Raw genomic sequence first — 295 nt, 5'->3', positions numbered from 1 at the left:
GCCGGCGCGCTGCGCGTCGACGAAGTGCTCGAGCGCGCGAAGCAGCATCCGCTGTGGACGCGCCGTGCCGCGCGCAAGGCCGAATTCGAGGCCGCGCATCCGGGCAAGCGCTACGGCGTCGGCTTCGCGTGCGTGCAGAAGGATTTCGGCACGGGCGCGGAAGCGTCGTTCGCGAAGGTCGAATTCGACGAGCACGGCAAGGTGTCGCTGCAGCACACGGCGGCCGAGATTGGCACCGGGATGTCGACGTCGCAGGCCGTCGCGGTCGCAAAATGGCTCGGCCGGCCGGCGACCG

The 295-nt window shown here is 70.8% G+C and carries 1 protein-coding gene; it reads left to right on the top strand.

The features are described 5' to 3' along the window. Positions 1 to 295: molybdopterin cofactor-binding domain-containing protein (locus tag A9Z05_RS01490; protein ID WP_176730125.1), on the top strand; the 295-nt coding region annotated here is incomplete at both ends.

This window comes from Burkholderia sp. A2 (assembly GCF_001729305.1).
GTDB classification, from domain to species: domain Bacteria; phylum Pseudomonadota; class Gammaproteobacteria; order Burkholderiales; family Burkholderiaceae; genus Burkholderia; species Burkholderia sola.
The sequence above is the reverse complement of the archived record's forward strand: the minus strand, read 5'-3'. Positions and strand labels throughout refer to the sequence as shown.